The 19,949-nt window shown below is 70.1% G+C and carries 21 protein-coding genes; 5 read left to right on the top strand and 16 right to left on the bottom strand.

Annotation, left to right across the window (positions count from 1 at the left end; genetic code table 11):
• Nucleotides 1-15 precede the first annotated feature (15 nt).
• On the bottom strand, nucleotides 16-408 hold the full coding sequence (locus tag ACFCZ1_RS13805) for an SCO5389 family protein (protein ID WP_328968488.1): 393 nt from the start codon (nucleotides 406-408) through the stop codon (nucleotides 16-18).
• 219 nt (nucleotides 409-627) lie between these two features.
• Between ACFCZ1_RS13805 and nucS the strand changes: the two genes are divergently transcribed.
• Nucleotides 628-1,299 carry an endonuclease NucS gene (nucS, locus tag ACFCZ1_RS13800; RefSeq protein ID WP_376678576.1) on the top strand — a complete coding sequence of 224 codons (672 nt, stop codon included), beginning with the start codon at nucleotides 628-630 and terminating at the stop codon, nucleotides 1,297-1,299.
• Nucleotides 1,300-1,354: 55 nt separating this feature from the next.
• Here nucS and ACFCZ1_RS13795 read toward each other — a convergent pair whose 3' ends face one another.
• The 4 genes from ACFCZ1_RS13795 to ACFCZ1_RS13780 form a co-directional block, all read right to left on the bottom strand.
• A complete protein-coding gene (locus tag ACFCZ1_RS13795) occupies nucleotides 1,355-3,865 on the bottom strand; it encodes an ATP-binding protein (protein WP_376678575.1) in 2,511 nt (836 codons plus the stop codon).
• A gap of 182 nt (nucleotides 3,866-4,047) precedes the next feature.
• A complete protein-coding gene (locus tag ACFCZ1_RS13790) occupies nucleotides 4,048-4,371 on the bottom strand; it encodes an STAS domain-containing protein (RefSeq protein WP_267717808.1) in 324 nt (107 codons plus the stop codon).
• Between the two features lie 169 nt (nucleotides 4,372-4,540).
• Nucleotides 4,541-5,389, bottom strand: coding sequence for a 3-hydroxyacyl-CoA dehydrogenase family protein (locus ACFCZ1_RS13785; RefSeq protein WP_267032614.1), 849 nt, complete (start codon nucleotides 5,387-5,389; stop codon nucleotides 4,541-4,543).
• A 147-nt stretch (nucleotides 5,390-5,536) separates the two neighbouring features.
• Nucleotides 5,537-5,689 (bottom strand): hypothetical protein, encoded by a 153-nt coding sequence (locus ACFCZ1_RS13780; RefSeq protein WP_376678574.1) that lies wholly within the window; start codon nucleotides 5,687-5,689, stop codon nucleotides 5,537-5,539.
• 357 nt (nucleotides 5,690-6,046) lie between these two features.
• On the opposite strand from ACFCZ1_RS13780, the gene ACFCZ1_RS13775 reads away from it, so the two are divergent.
• Nucleotides 6,047-6,619 carry a cob(I)yrinic acid a,c-diamide adenosyltransferase gene (locus ACFCZ1_RS13775; RefSeq protein WP_376678573.1) on the top strand — a complete coding sequence of 191 codons (573 nt, stop codon included), beginning with the start codon at nucleotides 6,047-6,049 and terminating at the stop codon, nucleotides 6,617-6,619.
• A 60-nt stretch (nucleotides 6,620-6,679) separates the two neighbouring features.
• On the opposite strand, the gene ACFCZ1_RS13770 is transcribed toward ACFCZ1_RS13775, so the two are convergent.
• Nucleotides 6,680-7,240 (bottom strand): hypothetical protein, encoded by a 561-nt coding sequence (locus ACFCZ1_RS13770; protein ID WP_376678572.1) that lies wholly within the window; start codon nucleotides 7,238-7,240, stop codon nucleotides 6,680-6,682.
• 171 nt (nucleotides 7,241-7,411) lie between these two features.
• On the opposite strand from ACFCZ1_RS13770, the gene ACFCZ1_RS13765 reads away from it, so the two are divergent.
• From ACFCZ1_RS13765 to ACFCZ1_RS13755, 3 genes are all read left to right on the top strand, one after another.
• Complete coding sequence (locus ACFCZ1_RS13765) at nucleotides 7,412-8,596, top strand: sensor histidine kinase (protein WP_376678571.1); 1,185 nt, start codon at nucleotides 7,412-7,414, stop codon at nucleotides 8,594-8,596.
• The gene (locus ACFCZ1_RS13760) at nucleotides 8,593-9,246 is read left to right on the top strand and encodes a response regulator (RefSeq protein ID WP_376678570.1); all 654 of its coding nucleotides are present in this window, start codon (nucleotides 8,593-8,595) and stop codon (nucleotides 9,244-9,246) included. The genes ACFCZ1_RS13765 and ACFCZ1_RS13760 overlap by 4 nt, the downstream gene beginning before the upstream one ends.
• A gap of 122 nt (nucleotides 9,247-9,368) precedes the next feature.
• On the top strand, nucleotides 9,369-11,267 hold the full coding sequence (locus ACFCZ1_RS13755; protein WP_376678569.1) for a glycosyl hydrolase family 18 protein: 1,899 nt from the start codon (nucleotides 9,369-9,371) through the stop codon (nucleotides 11,265-11,267).
• A gap of 100 nt (nucleotides 11,268-11,367) precedes the next feature.
• Here the strand turns inward: ACFCZ1_RS13755 and ACFCZ1_RS13750 are convergent, their stop codons facing one another.
• The 10 genes from ACFCZ1_RS13750 to ACFCZ1_RS13705 form a co-directional block, all read right to left on the bottom strand.
• Nucleotides 11,368-11,814, bottom strand: coding sequence for a DUF2550 domain-containing protein (locus tag ACFCZ1_RS13750; RefSeq protein WP_376678568.1), 447 nt, complete (start codon nucleotides 11,812-11,814; stop codon nucleotides 11,368-11,370).
• 165 nt (nucleotides 11,815-11,979) lie between these two features.
• A complete protein-coding gene (locus ACFCZ1_RS13745) occupies nucleotides 11,980-12,351 on the bottom strand; it encodes a F0F1 ATP synthase subunit epsilon (RefSeq protein WP_376678567.1) in 372 nt (123 codons plus the stop codon).
• Nucleotides 12,352-12,479: 128 nt separating this feature from the next.
• Complete coding sequence (atpD, locus tag ACFCZ1_RS13740) at nucleotides 12,480-13,922, bottom strand: F0F1 ATP synthase subunit beta (protein ID WP_376678566.1); 1,443 nt, start codon at nucleotides 13,920-13,922, stop codon at nucleotides 12,480-12,482.
• Entirely contained in the window at nucleotides 13,922-14,839 is a 918-nt protein-coding gene (locus tag ACFCZ1_RS13735; RefSeq protein ID WP_376678565.1) for a F0F1 ATP synthase subunit gamma, read from the bottom strand. Before ACFCZ1_RS13735 ends, atpD begins: the two co-directional genes overlap by 1 nt.
• A 20-nt stretch (nucleotides 14,840-14,859) precedes the next feature.
• Nucleotides 14,860-16,455, bottom strand: a complete 1,596-nt coding sequence (gene atpA / locus ACFCZ1_RS13730; RefSeq protein WP_376678564.1) for a F0F1 ATP synthase subunit alpha — start codon at nucleotides 16,453-16,455, stop codon at nucleotides 14,860-14,862.
• A 129-nt stretch (nucleotides 16,456-16,584) separates the two neighbouring features.
• A complete protein-coding gene (locus tag ACFCZ1_RS13725) occupies nucleotides 16,585-17,400 on the bottom strand; it encodes a F0F1 ATP synthase subunit delta (RefSeq protein WP_376678563.1) in 816 nt (271 codons plus the stop codon).
• Nucleotides 17,397-17,936, bottom strand: coding sequence for a F0F1 ATP synthase subunit B (locus tag ACFCZ1_RS13720; RefSeq protein ID WP_376678562.1), 540 nt, complete (start codon nucleotides 17,934-17,936; stop codon nucleotides 17,397-17,399). Before ACFCZ1_RS13720 ends, ACFCZ1_RS13725 begins: the two co-directional genes overlap by 4 nt.
• 43 nt (nucleotides 17,937-17,979) lie before the next feature.
• Nucleotides 17,980-18,213, bottom strand: coding sequence for an ATP synthase F0 subunit C (gene atpE / locus ACFCZ1_RS13715; RefSeq protein ID WP_030857147.1), 234 nt, complete (start codon nucleotides 18,211-18,213; stop codon nucleotides 17,980-17,982).
• Nucleotides 18,214-18,288: 75 nt separating this feature from the next.
• A complete protein-coding gene (gene atpB, locus ACFCZ1_RS13710; protein WP_376678664.1) occupies nucleotides 18,289-19,128 on the bottom strand; it encodes a F0F1 ATP synthase subunit A in 840 nt (279 codons plus the stop codon).
• 210 nt (nucleotides 19,129-19,338) lie between these two features.
• The gene (locus tag ACFCZ1_RS13705; protein ID WP_376678561.1) at nucleotides 19,339-19,776 is read right to left on the bottom strand and encodes a hypothetical protein; all 438 of its coding nucleotides are present in this window, start codon (nucleotides 19,774-19,776) and stop codon (nucleotides 19,339-19,341) included.
• Nucleotides 19,777-19,949 lie beyond the last annotated feature (173 nt).

The following is a 19,949-nucleotide window of genomic DNA, read 5'->3' as shown; positions in this document are numbered from 1 at the left end:
ATCTGCCCCGTGCTTCTAGCAGTCCCGCAGTTCGGGCGACTGGTTGAGCAGCTGGCCGCGGATCGAAGTGAACTTGGCCAGCCGGTCGTCCACCGAGGCATCCAGCGGGAACACCGCCACCCGGTGGCAGTTCTGGAACGCCAGGCGCACCCCGAAGTGCCGCTGCAGCGCCCCGCGTATCGCGTCACTCGCGAGGGCACGCAGCAGCTGCCCCCGCGCCTGCTCGTCGGGCGGCGGCGTCTGGTTGTCGGCGAACTGTCCGCCGTCGACCTTCAGCTGGGCCACCAACGAGCTGATCATCTCCCATGCGTAGGGCAGGGAGGTCCGGACGCAGTCGACGAATGCGGCTTCGTCGACCTCGCCTCGCTCGGCCTGTTCGAGTAGGGCCGGTGAGACGTCGAGCGACATGGGTTCTCCTCTCGCGACCCCGGCGGACTGGTTGCCGGGGTCTTACGGGCAGGGAAGGAGGCCGCGACGCTGCGTACACGCTCGGCAACCTCCCGCTCACCACGGTAGGCGTCCCATGGGTGACGCACCAGGAGAATGCGCATACAACGCGCCATCGGCGAAGGGGGCTTTCGGGGGCGAATCGCGTGGAGCCCCGTCGGTCGAGTAGCGTTGCCGACCATGCGTCTCGTCATTGCCCGCTGCTCCGTCGACTACGCGGGCCGGCTCACCGCCCACCTGCCCTCGGCACCCCGTCTGATCCTCGTGAAGGCCGACGGCAGTGTCTCGATCCACGCGGACGACCGGGCGTACAAACCGCTCAACTGGATGTCGCCCCCGTGCACCCTCAAAGAGGGGAGCGGTGACGAGGCCGGCGTGTGGACCGTCGTCAACAAGGCGGGTGAGAAGCTCATCATCACGATGGAGGAAGTCCTGCACGACTCCTCCCACGAGCTCGGCATCGACCCCGGGCTGATCAAGGACGGCGTGGAAGCACACCTCCAGGAGCTCCTCGCGGACCGCATCGAGACGCTGGGCGAGGGCTACACCCTGATCCGGCGCGAGTACATGACGGCGATCGGGCCGGTGGACATCCTGTGCCGGGACGCCTCCGGGGCGACGGTGGCCGTGGAGATCAAGCGGCGCGGCGAGATCGACGGCGTCGAGCAGCTGACCCGCTATCTGGAGCTGCTCAACCGCGACCCGCACCTGGCCCCGGTACGGGGCGTCTTCGCGGCGCAGGAGATCAAGCCGCAGGCCAAGGTGCTGGCGACGGACCGCGGGATGGACTGCGTGGTCCTCGACTACAACGCGATGCGCGGCATCGAGGACGACAAGCTCCGCCTGTTCTGACCTCCGGCCCTTCCCGTCACGACGGCTCCGTCCACGAGGACGGAGCCGTCGTCGTTCACTGGACGGTGTCCGTGCCCGGGCCGGTCGCGGTGCCCGTGCCGGTGGCCGTGGCGGTGGCCGTTCCCGTCGTGGCGGAGGCCGACGGCGACGGAACGGCCGACGCCGAGGGCGAGTCGGACGGGGTCGGCCCGGCGGAGGTGGGCGGCACGGGGGCCGACGACGAGGCCGGGGGCTGCGGCGCGGTCGACTGCGGGCGGCGCGACGGCGTCCGGGAGGGGGTCCGACCCGGGGCGGGGGCGCCGGCGGTCTCGCCCGGGGTGGTGGGCTGCGACGGCGGGTTCACCGCCGGGTCGGACGGCTCCGCAGGAGAATCGTTCTTGCTGGGTCCCGGCGCCGACGGCTGGACCGTCCGCGTCGGGCTGGTCGACACCGCCGGGCCCTGCGCGGGCTGCTCGGTGTCCGAGGAGGCCAGCGCGAGGCTCACCACCGTGCCCAGCGCGACCACGGCGAGCGCGCCCGCCCCGGCCAGCAGCGCCCGGCGCCGGCGCCCGGAGTCCGCAGCGGGTCCGGCCGGGGGCGCGGGGGCCGCGGCGGGGACGCGGGCGGGCTTCGGCGACAGCGGGAAGGCGTCCTCGAACACCTCCGACAGCGTCGTGGGCGGCTCCTGGCGCCGGGTCACGGGCACCACCGGGGCCACCCGCGTCACCGCCTCGGGGGCCACCGGCCGGGCTCCGGCCGCAGCGGACCCGGCCGCCGTACGGGCCAGGGGCGCGCGGACCGTGACGGCCTCCGAAGCCCCGGAACCCTTGGGCAGGGCCGGCGCCGTGACGCCCGCGGCCGGCGTGGCTGCCGACGAGGCGACCGGTGCGACGGCAGGCGCGATGGCGGGTGCGATGGCGGGCGGCTCCAGCCGCAGCGGCGGCGACACCGTCACCTCCGCGGCCTCCCGGTCCACGACCAGCGCCAGCGCCCGCCGGCCCGCGACCGTGCCCCGCTTGTCGGCCAGCGCGCCGCGCAGCCCGATCGAGGTCTCCAGTTCGGCCCGCGCCCGGTCCAGGCGTCCCTCGCACAGCGCGAGCACACCGAGTTCGTGGTGGAAGTAGGCCTGCTCGGCGACCTCGCCCGCCTTGCGCGCGGCCTCGGCCCCCGCGCGCAGCACCCGGTCCCAGGCCTCCCAGTGCAGCGAGGCGGCGAAGGCCGGAGCCGCCGTGCGCGCCAGCAGTACGGCCGCCACCACGTCCGCGCCGCCGAGCGCGGCGAGGACCGCGTCCGCCTCGGCCGCGACGCGCCGCGGGTCCACCGAGGTGTGGCCGGTCCACCAGGCGTAGTGCCGGGCGGCCGTACGGGCCTCCTCGGCCGCGGTGTCCCCGTACCCGACCTCCTCCAGCTGCCGCGCGACCCCGGCGGCCAGCCGGTAGCGCGGGCCGACCCGGGTCAGCAGTCCGCAGCCGAGCAGTTCCGCCACCGCCGAGTCGGCGTGGGTGTCCCCCACCAGTGCGGGCAGGTGCGCGTGGTGCGGCAGTTCGCCGCCCAGGGCGCAGGCGATCCGCAGGGCCGCACGGGCCGACTCACTGACCCGCGAGGCCAGCAGCTCCGCCGGAGCGGCGCCCTCGGCCAGCGTCGGCAGCGGCACCTCGACGGTGTCGCGCGGACGCTCCTCGAAGACGCCCGGCTCCTCCTCGTCGTCCACCTCGTCGGTGTGGTTGATCTCGTCCCGCTGCCGCAGCAGCGCGGCGGCCTGTACGAAGCGCAGCGGGAGCCCCTCGGAGGCGAACCGGAGGTCGGCCGCCCAGGCGGTCTCCGCCTCCGTCAGCGGGCGGCCGACGCCCGCCTCCAGCAGTTCCAGGCATGCGTCCTTCCCGAGCCCGCCGAGGAGGACCTCTTCGATGTGCGGGTCGTCGGAGGGGCCCCGGGTGTCGGGGGTCGCAGCCAGCAGGTAGGCGCATTCGGGGGTGGCGCGCATCAGCTCGTCGAGGGCGGCCCCGCCCAGCTCCAGGTCGTCGAGGAGGACGACGGCGCCGATGTCGCGCACGCGCGCGAGGAGCTCGATCCGGTCGGGCCGCGCGTCCGAGGCCTCGTACACGGTCGCGTAGAGCGTGTGGAGCAGCTCGGCGGGCTGCTGGTGTCCGTGGCCGCAGAGCCGTACGACCCCGTCGGGGGCGAGGCCGGCGCACTGGGCGGCGACCGCGTCGAGCAGCGCGCTGCGGCCCGATCCGGCGGGCCCGGTCAGGCGTACGGACCGCCCCCGGCCGAGCAGTCGTACGAGGCGCTCCAGCTCCTCCTCGCGCGCCCGCAGGGGACGGGCGGACACGGGAGCCCCGGGGAGCACGGGCGGCTGTGCGGCGGCGTCCCGGGCGGCGCGGGCGGCCGCGTCGCGCTTGGCGGGGCGGCCCGCCCCCGTGCCGGGCCGGAGCGGTTCGATCTCGCTGCCGTCGACCGGGTTGACGGTGAGGACGAAGTCCCCCGCGGTCAGGGTGACCACCCGGGCGGGCGCTACGGGCGCGGGCAGCGCCGCGGCACCTCCGGAGGGCTCCTCCGGATCGGCCTGCCCCTGTATGCGGTCCATGACCAAGTCCCCCGATCGCGCCGTGCGCCTCGCCGTCGTACCACCCGGCCTTCGTACACGCCGCTGTCGCTACTGGTCCGGTTTCCGCCCGAACCCTAGACCGTGGCCGGTCCTGCGGGGAACCGCGGGGGTGCCATCACCACCGGACCGTTACGTTTCCGCAGGAAAACGGAACACTGTGTTCACACCCTGGGCAGGGACTCCGCTTCCAGTCCGCCCTCGATCGCGAGGATCCGGTGCAGGCGGGTGGCCACGAGCAGCCGCTGCATCTGCGGCGGCACCCCGCGCAGGACGAGGCGCCGTCCGGTCCGGCCGGCCCTGCGGTGCGCACCCATGATCACGCCGAGGCCGGTCGCGTCCCAGGAGTCGAGCCCGGTGAGGTCGAGCACGAGGTCGCCGTGGCCGTCGTCGAGGGCGGAGTGGAGGACCGTACGGGCGTCCGCCGCGCTGCGCACGTCGAGGCGGCCCCCGACAGCGAGTTCGGCGTGGTCGCCCCTGATGTGCATGTGTACTCCCAGCAGTACGCGTACGTATGGTCCGACTGGTCCGTGGTCGGCAACTCTCACTGCAACTGACTGCCTCGCGGGCAGGGAAGTTGCCGACCGTGAGCGAACCGATACCTAATTCACCCGGAGGGGTGAAGGCATTCGAACGGTGGTGCTCGGTGGCGCGGCCTCAGTGCTTGTAGAAGCCCTGCCCGCTCTTGCGGCCGATGTCCCCGGCGTCCACCATCCGGCGCATCAGCTCCGGCGGCGCGAACTTCTCGTCCTGGGACTCGGTGTAGATGTTGCTGGTGGCGTGCAGCAGGATGTCGACGCCCGTGAGGTCCGCGGTGGCCAGCGGGCCCATCGCGTGCCCGAAGCCCAGCTTGCACGCGATGTCGATGTCCTCGGCGGAGGCCACGCCCGACTCGTACAACTTGGCGGCCTCGACGACCAGGGCGGAGATCAGACGGGTCGTCACGAAACCGGCGACGTCACGGTTGACGACGATGCAGGTCTTGCCGACGGACTCGGCGAACGCCCGGGTGGTGGCGAGGGTTTCGTCGCTCGTCTTGTAACCGCGGACGAGCTCGCAGAGCTGCATCATCGGGACGGGCGAGAAGAAGTGCGCGCCGACGACCCGCTCCGGACGCTCCGTCGCGGCCGCGATCTTGGTGATCGGGATGGCCGAGGTGTTGGAGGCCAGGATGGTGTCCTCGCGCACGATCTTGTCCAGGGCGCGGAAGATCTCGTGCTTGATCTCGATCTTCTCGAAGACCGCCTCGACCACGATGTCGACGTCGGCGACCGCGTCCAGGTCGGTGGTCGTCGTGATGCGCGCGAGGGCCGCCTCGGCGTCCTCTGCGGTCAGCTTGCCCTTGGAGACGAACTTGTCGTACGAGGCCTTGATCCCGTCCGTGCCGCGCGTCAGCGCGGCGTCGGTGACATCGCGCAGTACGACGTCCCAGCCCGCCTGAGCGGAGACCTGGGCGATACCGGAACCCATCAGTCCGGCACCGATGACGGCAAGCTTCCCAGCCACTGCACACCCCACGTTCTTGATACGGCCCGGCCTCGAAACGGCCCGGACTCCTGGCCCCTCCGGCGGAGACTAGCGTCCGGGCGGTGCGGTGTGACCGCGAAGTAACACGCGTCACGTCTCAGATGACGGACATCACACCGGTACGGCTCAGTAGTCCGCCGGTTCGCCCAACCACTCCTCGATCGACGGCAGTCGCCCGGCCTCGCGCGCCTCCGTGCCGGTGTGGCCGGGCCCGGGGTCGAGGGCCGTCCGCCGGGCGGGCGTGGGGGCCGTGGACGTCCTCGTGCGCGTACGGGTCAAGTGCTCGCGCGAGGGGGCTCCGTGGGAGCGGGTCCCGGACACGGCCCGCCCGGACGGCGCGGGTGGCCTCCCGGAGCCGCGCCCGTCCGTCCGGCTCGGCGCAGTGGTACCGGTACCGGGCGGGGTGCATCCGCGATGCGTCAGGCGCGCGGGGTCCCCTGTGTGGTGCGGTCCGGCAAGCCCGCCAGGACGTCGACCCGCTGGGCCGGTTCGGCCGGCTGACCGGTTCCGCACATGTCGGTCAAACCGTCACCTCTCCGCCCTCCCGGGCCCCTTTCGGGCCGCCCGCGGACGGGGTACCGGGCTCACGGGCGCCTCCGCGTGCGGTGTTCCGGCGGGCGTCACTACCCTGGCCGCATGGTGAACCTCACGCGCATCTACACCCGTACCGGCGACAAGGGCACGACCGCCCTGGGCGACATGAGCCGCACGGCCAAGACCGATCTGCGGATCTCCGCGTACGCCGACGCCAACGAGGCCAACGCGGCCATCGGGACGGCGATCGCCCTCGGAGGCCTGCCGCAGGACGTGGTGAAGGTCCTGGTCCGGGTGCAGAACGACCTGTTCGACGTCGGCGCGGACCTGTGCACCCCGGTGGTCGAGAACCCGCAGTACCCGCCGCTGCGGGTGGAGCAGTTCTACGTGGACAAGCTGGAGGCGGACTGCGACTCCTTCAACGAGCATCTGGAGAAGCTGCGCAGCTTCATCCTCCCCGGCGGCACCCCGGGCGCGGCCCTGCTGCACCAGGCCTGCACCGTCGTCCGGCGTGCCGAGCGCTCGACGTGGGCGGCGCTGGAGGTGCACGGCGAGGTCATGAACCCGCTGACCGCCACCTACCTGAACCGCCTCTCCGACCTCCTGTTCATCCTGGCCCGTACGGCCAACAAGGAGGTCGGCGACGTGCTGTGGGTGCCGGGCGGCGACCGCTAGTGCTGTGACCGGAGGGGTTTGCCCGGAGGACCCCTCCGGGCAACCCCTCCGGTCACGGCACTAGGTCCTCGGCTCTGCCGCGACGTCGCCCGCCGGGGCCTTCCTCGGCCAGATCGAGTAGGTCGCGGCGATGAGGGCCTGGATCCCGAGCACCCGCAGGGCCGCGAACTGCCAGGCGTGGAGCGCGCTCGTGTCGCCCGCGTCGCCGACGTACCAGATCGCGGCCTGGAGCAGCCCGATCGCGACGGCGGCGGCGGCCAGGGTCCGGGTCCACAGCTTCCACTCGTGGACGGCCCGCGCCTTGCCGTACGTGGGCCCGGGCGGCTTCGGGCCGCCGCCGAAGCGGTGGGCGGCGTGCCGGTCGAGCCATTTCACGGTGTAGTGGCCGTAGCCCACCGTGTAGCCGATGTAGAGCGCGGCCAGGCCGTGGGTCCAGCTCGGCTCTCCGCCGTTCTTCAGGTCGAGGGTGGTGACGACCAGCAGGACCAGCTCCAGCAGCGGCTCGCACAGCAGCACGGCGGCGCCCAGCCTGGGCATGTTCGCGAGGTAGCGCAGGGCCAGCCCGCCGGCCAGCAGCACCCAGAAGGCGACCTCGCAGGTGATGATCAGCGCGACGAGCACGGCGCTCTCCGTTCCATTCGTTTCCGGACGTCTTCGGTTCTCCTCCAGACTCCCGCCCGGTCCGGCCCCGTTCGTCGTCGTCGCTGACGAAAGACCACTGCATCCTTCGATGTAGTCGACGTCCCCCTGGGTACCGAGGCCCGCGCCCCGCCCACCGTGTTGGATGGGACCGTGACCGAGAAGAGCCTGCGCCCCCACCGCCACGACGTCCTGCTCGCCGTGGTCGGCGTGCTCGCGGGCCTGGCGATGTGGTCGCTGGGCGTCTACAGCAGCGCCGGCCGGCACTTCCTGCCCGCCTGGGCCGCCCTGGTTCCCCTCGTGATCGTCGGCGCGATGGAGCTGCTGCGCCGCTCCAGGCCCGCGGCCGCCCTGGCCGTCGGCACTCTCTGCGTGATCGCCAACGAGTTCACGGTCGGCAGCCTCGCGACCGTCCTGATCTTCACCGACCTGATGTACGCCGCCGTCGTCTACGGGAAACCCGCCACGGCCCGGCGGCTCCCGGTCAGCACCGGCCTGATCACCGTGGCCGTCACCATCGCCGCCCTGGCCTGGCTGCGCACGCCCGAAGCGCTGCTGATCGGCGTGGTCACCGGCCTCGTCAGTTTCGGTCCGGCACTGACCGGCGCCACCCTGCGCAACCACCGGGAGGCCGCGGTGGCGGCCCGGCTGCGCGCCGAGCAGACCGCGCTGCTGGCCGAAATGGACCGTACGCAGGCGGTCGTCGCCGAGCGCGCCCGGATGGCCCGGGAGCTGCACGACATGGTGGCCAACCACCTCTCCGCCATCGCCATCCACTCCACCGCCGCGCTCTCCATCGACCGGGCCGAGACCAGTCGTGACGCCCTCGGGGTGATCCGCGAGAACAGCGTCCAGGGCCTGGCCGAGATGCGCCGGCTGATCGGGCTGCTGCGGGACGCCGGGGCGGAGCGCGAGCCGGTCGCCGTACCCACGCTGGACGGTCTGGACGCCCTGGTGGGACAGGCCCGGACCAACGGCTCGGCGAGCGGGCTGGACTTCGTACTGCACGACGAACGGCCGCCCGGGGAGCCGACGCCGGCCCCGGTGGAGCTGGCCGCGTACCGGATCCTGCAGGAGTCGCTGACCAATGCCCTCAAGCACGCCGCCCCGGGCACGGTCACGGTCCGCGTGGGCCGCGCGGCCGGGCTGCTGACCGTGACGGTGGACTCCCCGTACGGGGAACGGCCCGGTCCGCGCGCGCCCGGCTCCGGTGCCGGGCTGATCGGCATGCGGGAGCGGGCGGAGCTGCTGGGCGGGGAGTTCACGGCCGGCCGGGCCGGCCGGGTGTGGCGGGTGCGGGCGGCACTGCCCGCGGATGAGAAGGCGGTGGAGGCATGACCATCACGGTGGTGGTTGCGGAGGACCAGAGCGCGGTACGGGCGGGGCTGGTGCTCATCCTGCGCAGCGCGGCCGGCATCGAGGTGGTCGGCGAGGCGGCCGACGGGGAGGAGGCCGTGCGGCTCGCGCGCGAGCTGCGGCCGGATCTCGTCCTCATGGACGTGCAGATGCCGAAGCTCGACGGGGTGTCCGCGACCCGCGAGGTGGTCGCGGAAGGACTGGCCGACGTGCTGGTGCTGACCACCTTCGACCTCGACGAGTACGTCTTCGGGGCGCTGCGGGCGGGAGCCGCGGGCTTCCTCCTGAAGAACGCGGAGGCCGCGGAGCTGATCGGGGCGGTACGGACCGTGGCGCGCGGGGAGGGCCTGATCGCCCCGTCGGTGACCAGGCGGCTGATCGCCGAGTTCGCGGCGCCGCGTCCGGCGCGGGCGTCGGTGCCGCCGGAGACGACGGCGGCCGTGGCCTCCCTGACGCGGCGGGAGCGGGAGGTACTGAGCGCTCTGGGCGAGGGCCTGTCGAATGCGGAGATCGCCGAACGCCTGGAGATGGCCGAGTCGACGGCGAAGACGCACGTCAGCAGGTTGCTCGGGAAGCTGGAGCTGCGCAGTCGGCTCCAAGCGGCCGTGCTGGCACAGGAGTTGGGGATCTAGGGCTACGGCCGCACACCGGTCTGGACCTCTTGACGGTTGGTCCAGACCTTTCTACCCTCACGAGCACTGTGGTGAGCGTGCCATGACAAAGCGTGCTCACGGGCGGCGCAGGTCCCACCCCCATGTCGACGTCGGCCCCACGACCGCGACGGACCTACGGAGGATCACCCTTGAGCACAGCATCCCCACCCCGCACCCGGCGCACCCGGTTCTTCACGCGGGTCGCGGCGATCGTCGCCGCGCTCGCCCTGCCCGTCACCGGACTCGTCGCGCTGGCAGGACCCGCCCAGGCCGCCACCTCGGCGACCGCGACGTACACCAAGGTCTCCGACTGGGGCACCGGCTTCGAGGGCAAGTGGACGGTGAAGAACACCGGCACCAGCACGATCACCTCGTGGACCCTCGAGTGGGACTTCCCGGCCGGCACCGCCGTCACCTCCGCCTGGGACGCCACCGTCACCAGCTCAGGCACCCACTGGACCGGTAAGAACGTCGGCTGGAACGGCACCCTCGCGCCCGGCGCGACCGCCAGTTTCGGGTTCAACGGCACCGGCGGCGGCTCCCCCGGCGGCTGCAGGATCAACGGCGCTTCCTGTGACGGCACCCAGCCCGGCGACACTCCCCCCACCGCTCCCGGCACCCCCACCGCGAGCACTGTCGCCGACACCTCCCTGACCCTGAGCTGGTCCTCCGCCACCGACGACAAGGGCGTCAAGAACTACGACGTCTACCGGGGCTCCAGCAAGATCGCCACCGTCACCGGGACCAGCTACGCGGACTCGGGCCTGACCAAGGGCACCACCTACACGTACAGCGTCACCGCCCGCGACACCATCGACCAGACCGGCCCCTCCTCCGGCTCCCTCTCGGTGACGACGACCGGCGGCGTCATCCCCCCCGACCCGGGCGGCAAGGTAAAGCTCGGCTACTTCACCGAGTGGGGCGTCTACGGCCGCAACTACCACGTCAAGAACCTCGTGACCTCCGGCTCCGCCGCGAAGATCACCCACATCAATTACGCCTTCGGCAACGTCCAGAACGGCCAGTGCACCATCGGTGACGCCTACGCCGACTACGACAAGGCCTACACCGCCGACCAGAGCGTCGACGGCGTCGCCGACACCTGGGACCAGCCGCTGCGCGGCAACTTCAACCAGCTGCGCAAGCTGAAGAAGCAGTACCCGAACATCAAGGTGCTGTGGTCCTTCGGCGGCTGGACCTGGTCCGGCGGCTTCGGCCAGGCCGCCGCGAACCCGGCCGCCTTCGCCCAGTCCTGCTACAGCCTGGTCGAGGACCCGCGCTGGGCCGACGTCTTCGACGGCATCGACATCGACTGGGAGTACCCGAACGCCTGCGGCCTGTCCTGTGACACCAGCGGCGCCGCCGCCCTGAAGAACCTGATGTCCGCGCTGCGCACCAAGTTCGGCGGCTCCAACCTGGTCACCGCGGCCATCTCCGCCGACGGCTCCAACGGCGGCAAGCTCGACCTCGCCGACTACGCGGGCGCCGCGCAGTACGTCGACTTCTACAACGTGATGACGTACGACTTCTTCGGCGCGTGGGACGCCAAGGGCCCGACCGCCCCGCACTCCCCGCTCACCTCGTACACCGGCATCCCGATCGCCGGCTTCAACTCCGAGGCCGCGATCACCAAGCTCAAGGGCAAGGGCATCGCGGGCTCCAAGCTGAACCTCGGCATCGGCTTCTACGGGCGCGGCTGGACCGGCGTCACGCAGGCCGCCCCCGGCGGCACCGCGACCGGACCCGCACAGGGCACGTACGAGCAGGGCATCGAGGACTACAAGGTGCTCAAGGGCAGCTGCCCCGCGACCGGCACGGTCGCCGGCACGGCCTACGCCAAGTGCGGCAGCAACTGGTGGAGCTACGACACCCCCGCCACCATCGCCGGAAAGATGACCTGGGCCAAGAACCAGGGCCTCAAGGGAGCCTTCTTCTGGGAGTTCAGCGGCGACACCGCCAACGGTGAGCTCGCGAACGCGATCCACACCGGACTCCAGTAAGGACCGAAGCCGGGGAGACGGGTCCGCCCCCGTCTCCCCGGCTTCTTCACGTCAGTGCGACCTCAGGCCCCTGGCCTCAGGCCCTCAGGCCCTCAGGCCCTCAGGCGACGTTCACCCTCTGCCCGGGGGGCGCCGCCTCCAGCCACGCGAGGAAGCCGGTCAGCGCGTCCTCGCTCATCGCCAGCTCCAGGCGGGTCCCCCGGTGGACGGCGCCGAGCACGACGGCGTCGGAGAGCAGGGCCAGCTCTTCCTCGCCCTCGGGGGCGCGGCGCGAGACGACCTCGATGGAGGAACGCTCCAGCAGCCGGCGCGGGCGGTGCGAGTAGCTGAACACGCGGAACCACTCGATCCGGTCACCGCTGTAGCGTGCGACCCCGTACACCCAGCCCTTGCCGGAGGTGTCGGCCTCCTCGGGCACACCCCAGCGCATGCTGCAGTCGAAGGTGCCGCCGGACCGCTGGATGAGTCTGCGGCGCAGCCCGAAGACAAACAGCCCGATCACCACCAGGGCTACGACCAGGCCGCTCACAAGCAGAGCGAGGAGCATCTTCACCGACCTCCTCGCTCATCGAAACCCACATGCGAAAAAAACGACCTGCATCGCCTCAGCCGCGACCCGGTCTGGAAAATTCCAGAACGGACCGCGGCTGAGGTCTGCCGCGTCCCGGAGGGTGGCCCCCCGGGACTCAGCGGTTCAAACTCCGACGGGTGTTCAGCCCGTTACGGCGCGCAGCCGGACATCCGCGCGACGCTCGGCGGCGGCGTCCGCCTCCGCCTTCGCGCGCTCCAGTGCCCGCTCCGCACGCTGGACGTCAATCTCGTCCGCGAGCTCGGCGATCTCGGCCAGCAGGGACAGCTTGTTGTCCGCGAACGAGATGAAACCGCCGTGCACCGCGGCGACGACAGTGTCGCCCGCGCTGGTGCGGATGGTCACAGGGCCCGATTCCAGCACACCGAGAAGCGGCTGGTGACCGGGCATGACGCCGATGTCGCCGGACGTGGTGCGGGCGACAACAAGGGTGGCCTCGCCGGACCAGACATTGCGGTCCGCCGCGACCAGCTCGACGTGCAGCTCAGCAGCCAAGGTGGCTCCTCGGGTCACCACCCGGCGGGTCAGCCGGGTGTTGGGTCAAATTCTAATGGGCGTGGGGAGAGGGACGGGACATACCCGCCCCTCTCCGTCAGTCAGCTGTGCTCGCGAGGAGCGCGGCTTCAGGAGACGCCCAGCTCCTTGGCGTTGGCCTTCAGGTCCTCGATGCCACCGCACAGGAAGAACGCCTGCTCGGGGAAGTGGTCGTAGTCACCGTCGCAGATCGCGTTGAACGCGGTGATCGACTCCTCGAGCGGAACGTCCGAACCGTCCACACCGGTGAACTGCTTCGCCACGTGGGTGTTCTGCGACAGGAAGCGCTCGACGCGACGGGCACGGTGGACAACGAGCTTGTCCTCCTCGCCCAGCTCGTCGATACCGAGGATCGCGATGATGTCCTGGAGGTCCTTGTACTTCTGCAGGATCCCCTTGACACGCATGGCGGTCGCGTAGTGGTCCGCCGCGATGTACCGCGGGTCGAGGATGCGGGACGTCGAGTCCAGCGGGTCCACGGCCGGGTAGATGCCCTTCTCGGAGATCGGACGGGAGAGAACCGTCGTCGCGTCGAGGTGGGCGAAGGTGGTCGCCGGCGCCGGGTCGGTCAGGTCGTCCGCGGGGACGTAGATCGCCTGCATCGAGGTGATCGAGTGACCACGGGTCGAGGTGATGCGCTCCTGGAGGAGACCCATCTCGTCGGCCAGGTTCGGCTGGTAACCCACCGCGGAGGGCATGCGGCCGAGCAGGGTCGACACCTCGGAACCCGCCTGGGTGTACCGGAAGATGTTGTCGATGAAGAAGAGCACGTCCTGCTTCTGCACATCGCGGAAGTACTCCGCCATGGTCAGACCGGCCAGCGCGACGCGAAGACGGGTGCCCGGGGGCTCGTCCATCTGACCGAAGACGAGCGCCGTCTTGTCGATGACGCCCGAGTCGGCCATTTCCTCGATGAGGTCGTTGCCCTCACGGGTACGCTCACCGACGCCCGCGAACACCGACACACCGTCGTGGTTGTTGGCGACGCGGTAGATCATTTCCTGGATCAGAACGGTCTTGCCGACACCGGCACCACCGAACAGACCGATCTTTCCACCCTTGACGTACGGGGTGAGAAGGTCGATGACCTTGACGCCGGTCTCGAACATCTCGGTCTTCGACTCGAGCTCGTCGAAGCGAGGGGCCTTGCGGTGGATCGGCCAGCGCTCGGTGACGTTGGCGTTCTCCTCCGGGTAGTTCAGCACCTCACCGAGGGTGTTGAACACCTTGCCCTTGGTGAAGTCACCGACGGGGACGGTGATGCCCTCGCCCGTGTCGATCACCGGGGCCTGGCGGACCAGACCGTCGGTCGGCTGCATCGAGATGGTGCGGACGACGCCGTCACCCAGGTGCTGCGCGACCTCGAGGGTCAGGGTCTTCAGCGCGCCGTCCTGGGCCGGGTCGGCGACCTGGACCTTGAGGGCGTTGTAGATCTCGGGCATGGCGTCGACGGGGAACTCCACGTCGACGACCGGGCCGATGACCCGGGCGACGCGGCCCGTGGCGGCGGCCGTCTCAACAGTGGTCGTCATTACTTGTCACTCCCCGCGGTCGCGTCAGCCATGGCGCTCGCGCCACCGACGATCTCGCTGATTTCCTGGGTGATTTCGGCCTGGCGGGCCGCGTTGGCAAGCCGGGAGAGGCTCTTGATGAGGTCTCCGGCGTTGTCGGTCGCCGACTTCATCGCGCGGCGGCGGGCGGCGTGCTCGGAAGCGGCCGACTGCAGCAGTGCGTTGTAGATGCGGCTCTCGACGTAGCGCGGCAGAAGGGCGTCGAGGACGTCCTCCGCCGACGGCTCGAAGTCGAACAGCGGAAGGATCTCGCCCTTCGCGCCGGTCTCCTCCTCTGCCTTGTCGAGGCTGAGCGGCAGCATCCGGCCGTCGACCGCGTTCTGCGTCATCATCGACACGAATTCCGTGTAGACGACGTGCAGCTCGTCGACGCCGCCCTCGGCCGTGTCCAGCTGGATGGCCTCGATGAGCGGTCCGGCGACGCGCTTGGCGTCGGCGTAGGCCGGGCTGTCGGTGAAGCCGGTCCACGAATCCGCGACCTTGCGCTCGCGGAACCCGAAGTAGGCGACACCCTTGCGGCCGACGATGTAGGTGTCGACGTCCTTGCCCTCAGCGCGCAGCCGCTCGGTGAGCCGCTCCGCCTGCTTGATGGCGTTCGAGGAGTAGCCGCCGGCCAGACCGCGGTCGCTCGTGATGAGCAGGACCGCGGCGCGGGTCGGCGCCTCGACCTCGGTCGTCAGGGCGTGCTTGGTGTTCGAACCGGTCGCCACCGCGGTCACCGCACGGGTGAGCTCGGTCGCGTACGGCATCGACGCCGCCACCTTGCGCTGCGCCTTGACGATGCGCGAGGCGGCGATCATCTCCATCGCCTTGGTGATCTTCTTGGTCGCCGTGATGGCACGGATGCGACGCTTGTAGACCCGGAGCTGCGCTCCCATGAGTCAGGTCCCTTCCGTCGTCACTTGGAGACGTTGACGGCCGGTGCGTCCTCGCCCAGGAGCTTGCCGTCCGAGGTCTCGAACTGGCGCTTGAAGCCGGCGATGGCGTCAGCGATCGACGTCAGGGTGTCGTCCGACATCTTGCCGCCCTCGGCGATGGAGGTGAGGAGGTCCTTGCGCTCGCGGCGCAGGTGCTCCAGCAGCTCCGACTCGAAGCGACGGATGTCGGCGACCGGAACGTCGTCCATCTTGCCGGTGGTACCGGCCCAGACGGAGACGACCTGCTCCTCGACGGGCATCGGCTGGTACTGGCCCTGCTTCAGCAGCTCGACCAGGCGCTTGCCGCGCTCCAGCGAAGCCTTCGAAGCGGCGTCCAGGTCGGAACCGAAGGCGGCGAACGCCTCCAGCTCGCGGTACTGGGCGAGGTCCAGGCGCAGACGGCCGGAAACCTGCTTCATGGCCTTGTGCTGGGCGGAGCCACCGACACGGGAGACCGAGATACCGACGTTCAGCGCCGGGCGCTGGCCCGCGTTGAACAGGTCGGACTCCAGGAAGCACTGGCCGTCGGTGATGGAGATGACGTTGGTCGGGATGAACGCCGACACGTCGTTCGCCTTGGTCTCGACGATCGGCAGACCGGTCATCGAACCGGCACCCATCTCGTCGGACAGCTTCGCGCAGCGCTCCAGCAGACGGGAGTGCAGGTAGAAGACGTCACCCGGGTAGGCCTCGCGGCCCGGCGGGCGGCGCAGCAGCAGCGACACGGCGCGGTAGGCGTCGGCCTGCTTCGACAGGTCGTCGAAGATGATCAGGACGTGCTTGCCGGCGTACATCCAGTGCTGGCCGATGGCGGAACCGGTGTACGGCGCCAGGTACTTGAAGCCGGCCGGGTCGGACGCCGGGGCGGCGACGATCGTCGTGTACTCGAGCGCGCCGGCGTCTTCCAGGGCGCCGCGAACGGACGCGATGGTCGAGCCCTTCTGGCCGATGGCGACGTAGATGCAGCGGACCTGCTTGTTCACGTCGCCCGAGCGCCAGTTGTCGCGCTGGTTGATGATCGTGTCGACGGCCAGAGCGGTCTTACCCGTCTGACGGTCGCCGATGATCAGCTGACGCTGGCCGCGGCCGACGGGGACCATCGCGTCGATGGCCTTGTAGCCGGTCTGCATCGGCTCGTGGACCGACTTGCGGACCATGACGCCGGGGGCCTGCAGCTCGAGGGCGCGGCGGCCTTCGGTCGCGATCTCGCCGAGACCGTCGATCGGGTTGCCGAGCGGGTCGACAACGCGGCCGAGGTAGCCCTCGCCGACGCCGACGGAGAGAACCTCACCGGTGCGCTGCACCGGCTGGCCCTCCTCGATACCGCTGAACTCGCCGAGGACGACCGCACCGATCTCGCGCTCCTCGAGGTTGAGGGCGAGACCGAGGGTGCCGTCCTCGAACTTCAGCAGCTCGTTCGCCATGGCGGAGGGCAGGCCCTCCACCTTCGCGATGCCGTCGCCGGCAACGCTGACCGTTCCGACCTCCTCGCGCGAGGCCGCGTCCGGCTGGTACGACTGGACAAAGTTCTCCAGTGCGTCCCGGATCTCCTCCGGCCGGATCGTGAGCTCCGCCATCTGGGTTCCCTGCTCTCCTTGTTGGGCCTGAAGCTTCTTTGGGGTCTGGGGGCGACCCCCAGGAATCTTCTGCAAGTTCTGCACGGCCCAACCGGGCCGCTAGGAATGCGTTGTTCTATTGGTGGCTGGTCAGCCGGCCATACGACGGGACGCCTCACTGAGACGCTCCGCGATGGTGCCGTCGATGACCTCGTCACCGACGCGCACCTGGATTCCGCCGAGGACCGCGGGGTCCACGTCGAGGTTCAGGTGCATCTGGCGGCCGTACAGCTTGGCCAGCACCGCGCCGAGACGCGCCTTCTGCACATCGCTGAGCGGAACCGCGGTGGTCACGGTGGCGACCATGCGGTTGCGGCGCTCGGCGGCGAGCGTGGAAAGGGACTCGAGTCCCGCTTCCAGGCTACGTCCACGCGGGTGCGTGACAAGACGCGTCACCAGGCGCTCGGTGACGGCGTTCGCCTTGCCGCCGAGCAGGCTGCGCAGCAGCTCGCTCTTGGCGGAGGCGGTGGCCGCCCGGTCGGTCAGCGCGGCGCGCAGCTCGGTGCTCGAGGAGACGATCCGGCCGAACCGGAACACCTCGTCCTCGACGTCGTCGAGCGCGCCGCCCTGCTGGGCCGCCGTGAGCTCGGCGGTGGCCGCCAGCTCCTCCAGCGAGTCCACCAGGTCACGGGACTGCGACCAGCGGGACCGCGCCATGCCCGACACCAGGTCGAGGGCTTCCCCGCTGACCTGGCTGCCCAGCAGCCGACCCACCAGCTCGGCCTTGGCCTCACCGGACTGCGCCGGGTCCGTGATGACCCGACGCAGCGAGACCTCACGGTCGAGCAGCGCGGTGACGGCTGCCAGCTCACCGGCGAGCTTCGCCGCGTCGACGGACGTGTTGTCCGTCAGCGCGTCGAGACGCTCGCGCGCGGAGGCCAGCGCCTCGCGGCTCGCTCCGTTCATCGGGCGGCCTCGGCCTTCTCCTCGAGCTCGCTGAGGAAGCGGTCGATCGTGCGGCTCTGCCGGGCGTGGTCCTCGAGGGACTCACCGACGAGCTTTCCGGCCAGGTCGGTGGCGAGCTTGCCGACGTCCTGGCGCAGCGCCTGAGAGGCGGCCTTGCGGTCTGCCGCGATCTGGGCGTGGCCGGCAGCGATGATCTCCTCACGCTGCCGCTGGCCCTCTGCGCGCAGTTCTTCCTTCAGCGCAGTGCCCTGCTCCAGCGCTTCCTGGCGCAGGCGCGCGGCCTCGTGCCGGGCTTCAGCGAGCTGGGCCTTGTACTGCTCCAGCACGCTCTGAGCCTCGGTCTGAGCGGCCTCAGCCTTCTCGATACCGCCCTCGATGGCCTCACGACGCTCTTCCAGAACCTTGTTGATGTTCGGGAGGAGCTTCTTCGCGAGGAAGCCGAAGACGATGACGAAGGCGATCAGACCGATGACGAGCTCGGGGATCGGCGGAACGAGCGGGTTTTCCGTCTCAGCCGCGAGAACCAGGAGGTTCACATCAGTGCCTTTCGTCTAATCGGACTAGTAGTCGCAGCTCGTCTTAGTAGACGAACGGCATGACCAGACCGATGAGGGCGAGCGCCTCACAGAAGGCGAAGCCGAGGATCTGGTTGGCGCGGATCAGACCGGCAGCCTCGGGCTGACGGGCGAGAGCCTGCGTGCCGTTACCGAAGATGATGCCGACGCCGACACCCGGGCCGATGGCCGCGAGACCGTAACCAACGGAGCTGAGGGAACCGGTGACGCCTTCGGCGGCAGCGAGGATCTGGGACATGCCAGTTCTTCCTTCTCTTTCACGGACCGGTGGGGGTTGGCCACCGGACGACAGGGGGTTTGGGGAGGGCGGGGCTCAGTGGTGCTCGGCGAGCGCGCCCTGGATGAAGCTGCAGGCCAGGAGGACGAAGACGTAGGCCTGGACAGCCTGGATGAAGAGCTCGAACGCGGTCATCACGATGACCATGACGAACGAGACGCCCGCGTAGGCGATGCCGATCCCGTTCAGCAGGTACCAGCTGGCGATGGTGAACAGCAGCAGCAGGGTGTGACCGGCGAACATGTTCGCGAAGAGTCGGACCGCGTGGGTGAACGGGCGCACCAGGACGTTCGAGAAGAACTCGATGACCATGACGAGCGGGAGCACCGGGCCGAGCGACTTGTCGTAGCCCGTCAGGTTCTTGAAACCGCCGACGAAACCGTGACGCTTGAACGTCACCGACATCCAGATGAAGTACACGATCGCGGCGAGGATCGCCGGGTACGCGATGATCGCGGTCACCGGGAACTGGGCCACCGGGACGATCGACCAGACGTTGAGGATCCAGACGAAGAAGAACAGCGACACCATGAAGGGGACGTACTTCTCGCCCTCCTTCTTGCCCAGCGTCTCGTACACGATGCCGCGGCGCACGAAGTCGTAGCCGGCCTCGGCGACCATCTGGAGCTTGCCCGGGACGACCTTCGGCTTGCCGAAGGCGATCCAGAAGAAGGCGACGATGATGACCGAGCCCAGGAGGGCCAGCAGCATCGGCTTGTTGAAGTACGCACTGGTGGTACCGGCTTCGCCCCACAGCGGCTCGAAGAGGAACGAGTGCAGGCCCGGGCCGGGGAAGCCACATCCGTCGAAGATGTGACAGTCGGTCTCGAAAGCGAGGACCTGCGTCGGGTCAGCACTCACCGCGGGCTCCTTCAGCGTGGCGCATAGGTACGGCAACCTCGTTGTGTCGGCGCGGCAAGCAGCCGCGGTTCGGCACTGGACTGGTGTTACGGATGGTGGGGCGGCAGTCAGGCATCGAGCCTCGCGATGGGACAGGCGTCAGCTCAGATGCCCGCGCCCGCAGTGCCGCAGTTGGCACCGGACGATAGCAGGACGCCGAACTCGCACTTATCCCGACCCTACCCCTCACGACTTCGATCCCGGATTTTCGGGCTTGTCGCCCTTCATCGAATCCGGTTCGACGTAGAGGATCTTGGCCTTCATGTGAGCACGGGTCTGTGCGCCGATCCACACGAGGGTGGTGGCGACGAGCGTGATCGCGAAGGCCTTGGGGTGGAACAGGGTGGTGTTCTTGAACGCGGCGAGAAAGACGAAGAGCAGCAGGATCTGGGCCGCGTAGAGCATGAGCCCCATGGCCTGGAAAAGGTGCGGGAGTGATTTCGCCGTGCGCTGCAGAACGACGAATCCGATGCCCATGAAAAGGATCACGACCAGCGTCGCGACGATGGCACCGACCGCACCCTTGCCGCCGACGACCAGCCCGCTGATCAAGGCGGCTACAGCGCCTGCGACAGCGGTGGGTACGGCAGCTTGAAGGAGGGATCGGACGTCATCTGACCGCATGGCGGTTTGCTCCGCGTGGTGGTGGGGGCACGGGACTCGTACGGGACGAGCGTAAGCCCGGTCCGAGAGGGAACCTCGGGCCAATGGACCGTCGCACTACGGTCCTTCGGCTCTGTCGCCGGGTTTAGTGAACGGTATCACAAACTATTTGATGAGAGCTTTACCTGCGGAGT

The sequence above is a fragment of the Streptomyces sp. NPDC056224 genome, from assembly GCF_042267665.1.
Lineage (GTDB): Bacteria > Actinomycetota > Actinomycetes > Streptomycetales > Streptomycetaceae > Streptomyces.
The sequence above is the reverse complement of the archived record's forward strand: the minus strand, read 5'-3'. Positions and strand labels throughout refer to the sequence as shown.